Source organism: Bradyrhizobium sp. MV1.5, assembly GCF_055807615.1.
The window spans coordinates 68,234-74,859 of sequence record NZ_JBVVPL010000032.1; the positions used below are offsets into that span (position 1 = coordinate 68,234).

A 6,626-nucleotide genomic window follows, 5' to 3' on the forward strand; every position below is an offset into this window, starting at 1 on the left:
CGCAGCATACTGCCGAATGCGTAATATTGCGTCAATGCATGGTTCCGTACATCTACGTGGCCCAGGTGCCAAAACCGGGCTGAATCCACGAGAAAGTGACGTTATTCGCCGCCTGACAGCAGCGAGCCCTGCATCCGGGCGCTGCGCAAAAGGGCAAGGAATGCCCCAAAAGATGCAACCAACAGCACCGCGTTGATGGCCAACGCGCTCAGCATCAGATCGGTCCTGAAGGTGTTTTCGATCAGCAGCGCGCGCATCCCTTCGAACACATAGGTCGGCGGCAGCGTCCAGGCGATATATTGCAACCAGACCGGCAGCACGCTGACGGGATAGTAGACGCAGGCGAGCGGCATGATTCCGAACATCAGGGTCCAGACGATGCTCTCGGCACCGAGGCCGTTTCGCAGCACCAGGCCGGAGACGAAGATGCCGACCGACCAGCTCGTGAAGATCAGATTGCAGAAGAACGCGATCAGCGGCACGCCGAGCGCATAAACGTTGAAGTGAAACAGGAACAGCGCGAGCAGCGTCATCGGGATGACGCCGATCGCGAGCCTGATCAGGCTCATGATCATCAGCGACAGCAGGAATTCGATCGGCTTCAACGGGCTCATCATGAGATTGCCGAGGTTGCGCGCCCACATCTCTTCCAGGAACGAGATCGAAAAGCCGAGCTGCCCGCGAAACAGGATGTCCCAGAGGATGACGGCGCCGATCAGCGTGCCGCCGGCACGCGCGAAGAAGTTCGCATTCTGCGCGATATAAAGCTGAAGAAAGCCCCAGGTGATGACCTGCAGCGCCGGCCAATACAGCAGCTCGAGCAGCCGCGGCCAGGACGAAAGCAAGAGGTACCAATAGCGCAGGATCATCGCGCCGATGCGATGGAGGGAGATGCCGCGGTGGAGGGAGGCCTCACTCATTCCGCTCTCCCGTAGCCCGGATGGAGCGAAGCGTAATCCGGGAATCGTGCCACAAGCGAAGGCCCCGGATTGCGCTGCGCTCCATCCGGGCTACGAATACAGTTTCTCATCGCACCGCCTCCTGCGCGCCGTTCACCCGGCCGCGCGCGACGTCCAGAAACACCTCTTCCAGCGTGGTGCGGTTGTAGCGCGCCATGATGGCCTCGGGCGTATCGTCGTCCTCGATGCGGCCGCGCTTCATGATGATGACGCGGTCGCAGAGCCGCTCGACCTCGAGCATGTTGTGCGAGGCCAGGAGGATGGTGGCGTTGTTCGCCTTGCGATAACGCTCCAGATGGCCTCGGACCCAGTCGGCGGTGTCGGGATCGAGCGAGGCGGTCGGCTCGTCCAGCAACAGCAGTTCGGGCTGGTTGATAAGCGCCTTGGCAAGCGCAACGCGCGTTTTTTGTCCTGCGGAGAGCTTGCCGTTGGCGCGGTCGATGAACTCGGTGAGATCGAGATCGCAGGCGAGCTCAGCGATGCGGTCGGAGAGGTTCTTCACCGCATAGAGCTTGCCGAACACGGTGAGGTTCTGACGCACTGTGAGCCGCATCGGCATGTCAACATAGGGGCTCTCGAAGTTCATCCGGCCCAGCACGGAAGCACTGTCCTCCGGCATCCGATGCCCGAGCACCTGGACGCGGCCGGAGGTTGGCAGCACCAGGCCCATGATCGTTGCGATGGTCGTGGTCTTGCCGGCGCCGTTGCCGCCCAGCAGCCCGGTGATGCTGCCGCGCGGAAGCGAAAAGGAGATGTCGTCGACGGCGCGGGTCTGCTTGTACACCTTGACGAGGTGATCGACCGCGATGGCCGCGGAGAGGCTGCGATCCGCGACAGTCGGCCAGCTTGAAGCCTTGTCATTCTCGGTCATGCTGGGCGTTCTTCTGCTATTGCAGCGGAGAGCGCAAGGCTTGTAATCCGGTGGTTCCGTGAGCCGCGCGCTTGTGATCGAGAAGGCACCGCCCCCTTGGCCGAAATGACCGAACTTGCCGCTTCCGACTTTCGCCCCGCGCAGCGGCATATCCGCCTGGATACGATCCTGCGGCTGCGCTGGCTCGCGGTGCTGGGCCAGCTCGCCGCGATCTTCATCGTGGCGCAGGGGCTGGAATTCAATGTCGAGATCGTCCCCTGCGTCAGCATCATCGCTCTGTCGGCGGCGCTCAATCTGGCGCTCCAGACCGTATCCAATCCGCTGCAGCGGCTGGAGCCGATGCAGGCGGCCGGACTGCTCGCGCTCAATATCGTGGAGCTGGCGGGTCTCCTGTTCCTCACCGGTGGACTCCAGAACCCGTTCTCGTTCCTGTTCCTCGCGCCCGTGCTGATCTCGGCGACCGCGCTGCCGGCCCGCTTCACCTTCGGCCTCGGCGTGCTGGCTGTCGCCTGCGCCTCGATCCTGTTCTTCTTCCATCTGCCGCTGCCGTGGGATTCCGACGATCCGCTGGTGCTGCCGCCAATCTATCTCGTCGGCGTCTGGCTCTCGATCGCGCTCGCGATCGGCGTCACCAGCCTCTACTCGTTCCAGGTCACCGAGGAGGCGCGCAAGCTCGCCGACGCGCTGGCCGCGACCGAGCTGGTGCTGACGCGCGAGCAGCATCTGACCCAGCTCGACGGCCTCGCGGCGGCCGCGGCGCACGAGCTCGGCACGCCGCTCGCGACGATCTTCCTGATCTCGCGCGAGCTGGAGAAGACGGTGAAGGAGCCGAACTTTGCCGCCGACCTGAAGACCCTGCGCGAGCAGACGCAGCGTTGCCGCGACATATTGAGCAAGATCACCCAGCTCTCCTCCACCGGCGCACCGTTCGACCGCATGAAGCTGTCGGAGCTGATCGAGGAGGTGGTGGCGCCCCACCGCGATTTCGGCGTCGATATCAAGGTGCGCATCGCCGTTGTCATCGTGGCCGAGCCGGTGGGCTCGCGCAATCCGGCGATCCTCTACGGCGTCGGCAACATCGTCGAGAACGCGGTCGATTTCGCCCGCACCACCGTCGAGGTGAATGCGTGGTGGAACAAGGACACGATCGAGCTCGTGATCTCCGACGATGGTCCCGGCATTCCGCCTGACATCCTGAACCGGATCGGCGAGCCCTATTTGTCGCGGCGGCGCAGCAAGGACGAAGGCGGCGGCCTCGGGCTCGGCGTGTTCATCGCGCGCACTTTGCTGGAGCGCACCGGCGCCAAGGTCTCGTTTACCAACCGGACTTTTCCGGACCATGGCGCCGTGGTCCAGATCACATGGCCGAGGGAGCGTTTTGAGGCTATCGAGACCTTTGAAGAAACAATAGGATAGGCCGCGACCTTGCGTCGCACAACGGGGCCGATCGACCATTGGCGGCCTTGGCACCGCCCGATTGCGAGGCCATATGTAGATGCGTTGGAGAGAGGACAAACCTTGAACGCCATCGCCGAACTGAATGAACAGACCGACCGCTCGCTTCTGATCGTAGAGGACGACAAGCCGTTCCTGGAGCGGCTGTCGCGTGCCATGGAAACGCGCGGCTTTGCGGTGACGTCATGCGACACCGTCTCGGACGGTCTGGCGCAGATCGGCAAGGCGGCGCCGGCATTCGCCGTGGTCGATCTGCGGCTCGGTGATGGCAACGGTCTCGACGTGGTCTCGGCGCTGAAGAAGAAGCGCCCCGACGCCCGCGCAATCGTGCTGACCGGCTATGGCAACATCGCCACCGCCGTCACCGCGGTGAAGATGGGCGCGGTCGATTATCTCTCAAAGCCCGCGGATGCGGACGACGTCGTCGCGGCGCTGCTGTCGACCAGCTCGGACAAGTCCGAGTTGCCGGCGAACCCGATGTCGGCCGACCGCGTGCGCTGGGAACATATCCAGCGCATCTACGAGATGTGCAACCGCAACGTCTCGGAAACCGCGCGCAGACTCAACATGCACCGGCGCACGTTGCAGCGGATTCTGGCGAAGCGCGCGCCGCGATAGCGGTGTCGCGGATCTTTGCGTAGCCCGGATGGAGCGAAGCGTAATCCGGGACAGCCGTTCCGTATGCGCGAATCCCGGATTACGCTTGCGCTCCATCCGGGCTACGGACTCACTCCCAAAACTCCGCATGCCCCTGCGGATCGACCAGCCGGTTGATCCGCAACGCCGCCGCCATGGCGAACCGCACCGTCATCTGCTTGCGCGTGGCCGCAGCGAGCTTGTGCTCGGGCGCCTCGCAGTGCAGGTGCGCGCCATAGGCATCCGCGATGATCAGACCCGTGTCTTGCGGAAAGATCTCGCAAGGCAGGTCCTGGGTGAACGCGAAGAACAGCCGGTCGCAATGCGCCCGGTATTCGTGCCATTTCTGATCGGCCCGCAAATCGTCCACCGACGATTTGATCTCGACGATCCAGATCTCGCCACGCTCGTTCAGCGCGACGAGATCGGCGCGCCGCCCGGAGGGCAGCGGCAATTCGCTGATGCAGGTGAATCCGAGTGAGCGCAACAATCGCGCCGTGCCGCGCGCGATGGCCAGCGCTGTCTCGGATTGACGGCGGTCCGTCGGCGGCACGAGGGCAATGCGGGCGGTGTTGTCCATGGGGCGAGGATAACCGATTCCTCCGTCGTCGTCCTGGCGAATGCCAGGACCCATTACCCCAAGGGATCGTTGGTGCACGAGCTGATAGCCACCAGTCCTCGTCAAACTTTGCCCTGTGGCAATGGTCCTGGATCTGCGCTTCGCTTGTCCAGGACGACGGCGGAGCACGGAACCGCTCTCGCTCTTAACACTTATCACGCAGCCGCCGCACCTCGGCGGAACCACCGAGGCTGCGCGCGCATGATCGATGATCTCTGGTACAAGAACGCCATCGTCTATTGCCTCTCCGTCGGCACCTATATGGACGCCAACGGCGATGGCATCGGCGATTTCAAGGGCCTGCTGCGCCGGCTCGATTATCTGCACGGCCTCGGCATCACCACGATCTGGCTGATGCCGTTCCAGACCTCGCCCGGCCGCGACGATGGCTACGATGTCGCGGATTATTACAGTGTCGATGCCCGCTACGGCACGCTCGGCGATTTCGTCGAGTTCACCCATGGCTGCAAGCAGCGCGGCATTCGCGTCATCATCGATCTCGTCGTCAACCACACCTCCGACCAGCATCCCTGGTTCAAGGCGGCGCGCAGCGACAAGAACTCGCCCTACCGCGACTGGTATGTCTGGTCCGACAAGAAGCCGGCCAACGCTAATCAGGGCATGGTGTTTCCCGGCGTTCAGAAATCGACCTGGACGCGCGACAAGGAAGCGGGAGCGTATTACTTTCATCGCTTCTACGATTTCCAGCCGGATCTCAACACCTCGAACCCGCATGTGCAAGCCGAGATCCTCAAGATCATGGGCTTCTGGATCCAGCTCGGCGTCTCCGGCTTCCGCATGGACGCGGTGCCCTTCGTGATCGCCACCAAGGGTGCCAAGGTGAAAAAGCCGGCCGAGCAGTACGACATGCTGCGCGCATTCCGCGAATTCCTGCAGTGGCGGCAGGGCGACGCCATCATCCTCGCCGAAGCCAATGTGCTGCCGAAAACCGACATGGAATATTTCGGCCGCGATGCCGACCGCATGCATATGATGTTCAATTTCCAGGTCAACCAGCATCTGTTCTATGCGCTGGCCTCATCCGATTCCCGCCCGCTGGCGAAAGCGCTGAAGGCGACCAAGCCGCGGCCCGCCTCGGCGCAATGGGGCCTGTTCCTGCGCAATCATGACGAGCTCGATCTCGGGCGATTGACCCCCGCGCAGCGCGACACCGTGTTCAAAAGGTTCGGTCCCGACAAGGACATGCAGCTTTACGACCGCGGCATTCGCCGCCGCCTGGCACCGATGCTGGGTGGCGACCGCCGGCGGCTCGAGCTCGCCTACAGCCTGATGTGCACGCTGCCGGGGACGCCGGTGATCCGCTATGGCGACGAGATCGCGATGGGCGATGACCTTTCGCTGCCGGAACGCAATTGCGCGCGCACGCCGATGCAATGGTCGACGGAGCCGCATGGCGGCTTCACCACCAGCGACAAGCCAGCCCTGCCCGTCATCGACGAAGGACCGTACGGCTATCCGCATGTCAACGTCGCCAAGCAGCGACGCGATCCCAACTCGATGCTGAACTGGACCGAGCGCATCGTCCGCATGCGCAAGGAGGTGCCGGAGATCGGCTGGGGCGATTTTTCGATCATCGCGACGCGCGATCCCGCCGTGTTCATCATGCGCTACGACTGGCGCAACAATTCCGTGCTGTTCGTGCACAATCTCGACGAGAAGCCGCGCGAGATCGCATTCTCGGCGGGGCTGCCGGGCGAGGCCGGCGAGCACCTCATCAATCTGCTCGCGGAAGACCACAGCCACGCCGACAAGCGCGGCCAGCACCGCGTCGTGCTGGAGCCCTACGGCTATCGCTGGTACCGTGTCGGCGGATTGGATTATCTGTTGAAGCGGAGCGATATCGACAAGACGGTGCGGGGCAACAAGCATCCGGGGTAGGTGCGACTACACACTCCGTTGTCGCCCTGGCGAAAGCCAGGACCCACTACCCCAATCGCTCGTTGTCGTTCGAAGTGAAAACTACGAATTTTCGCGAAACCACTCCCTGGGGTGATGGTGTGGACGGCCCCTTACGGCATCAGTGTGCCAGAATGAGGTTGTCAGAAACTCATTCACAGGAGCCGTC

General features: G+C 63.1%; 6 protein-coding genes. 3 read left to right on the plus strand and 3 right to left on the minus strand.

The window, feature by feature from the left end; all coding sequences use genetic code 11:
• Positions 1-101: 101 nt before the first annotated feature.
• Both AC0L2J_RS25950 and AC0L2J_RS25955 read right to left on the minus strand, forming a co-directional pair.
• Positions 102-920: an ABC transporter permease gene (locus AC0L2J_RS25950; RefSeq protein ID WP_007616001.1), complete on the minus strand. Its 819-nt coding sequence runs from the start codon at positions 918-920 to the stop codon at positions 102-104.
• A 106-nt stretch (positions 921-1,026) separates the two neighbouring features.
• Positions 1,027-1,830 (minus strand): ABC transporter ATP-binding protein, encoded by an 804-nt coding sequence (locus tag AC0L2J_RS25955; RefSeq protein ID WP_007616003.1) that lies wholly within the window; start codon positions 1,828-1,830, stop codon positions 1,027-1,029.
• 105 nt (positions 1,831-1,935) lie between these two features.
• Between AC0L2J_RS25955 and AC0L2J_RS25960 the strand changes: the two genes are divergently transcribed.
• Both AC0L2J_RS25960 and AC0L2J_RS25965 read left to right on the plus strand, forming a co-directional pair.
• Positions 1,936-3,246 carry an ActS/PrrB/RegB family redox-sensitive histidine kinase gene (locus AC0L2J_RS25960; RefSeq protein ID WP_007616005.1) on the plus strand — a complete coding sequence of 437 codons (1,311 nt, stop codon included), beginning with the start codon at positions 1,936-1,938 and terminating at the stop codon, positions 3,244-3,246.
• A 102-nt stretch (positions 3,247-3,348) separates the two neighbouring features.
• Complete coding sequence (locus AC0L2J_RS25965; RefSeq protein ID WP_007616013.1) at positions 3,349-3,903, plus strand: ActR/PrrA/RegA family redox response regulator transcription factor; 555 nt, start codon at positions 3,349-3,351, stop codon at positions 3,901-3,903.
• Between the two features lie 109 nt (positions 3,904-4,012).
• On the opposite strand, the gene AC0L2J_RS25970 is transcribed toward AC0L2J_RS25965, so the two are convergent.
• Positions 4,013-4,501, minus strand: coding sequence for an MmcB family DNA repair protein (locus AC0L2J_RS25970; RefSeq protein ID WP_035974532.1), 489 nt, complete (start codon positions 4,499-4,501; stop codon positions 4,013-4,015).
• A 240-nt stretch (positions 4,502-4,741) separates the two neighbouring features.
• On the opposite strand from AC0L2J_RS25970, the gene AC0L2J_RS25975 reads away from it, so the two are divergent.
• Positions 4,742-6,439 (plus strand): alpha-amylase family protein, encoded by a 1,698-nt coding sequence (locus AC0L2J_RS25975; RefSeq protein WP_007616016.1) that lies wholly within the window; start codon positions 4,742-4,744, stop codon positions 6,437-6,439.
• Positions 6,440-6,626: the final 187 nt, after the last annotated feature.

Bases quoted from the DNA above. Each gene is read 5' to 3' on its own strand.
- AC0L2J_RS25970 (WP_035974532.1), bottom strand. From the start codon at position 4,501: ATGGACAACACCGCCCGCATTGCCCTCGTGCCGCCGACGGACCGCCGT.
- AC0L2J_RS25975 (WP_007616016.1), top strand. From the start codon at position 4,742: ATGATCGATGATCTCTGGTACAAGAACGCCATCGTCTATTGCCTCTCC.
- AC0L2J_RS25955 (WP_007616003.1), bottom strand. From the start codon at position 1,830: ATGACCGAGAATGACAAGGCTTCAAGCTGGCCGACTGTCGCGGATCGC.
- AC0L2J_RS25960 (WP_007616005.1), top strand. From the start codon at position 1,936: ATGACCGAACTTGCCGCTTCCGACTTTCGCCCCGCGCAGCGGCATATC.
- AC0L2J_RS25950 (WP_007616001.1), bottom strand. From the start codon at position 920: ATGAGTGAGGCCTCCCTCCACCGCGGCATCTCCCTCCATCGCATCGGC.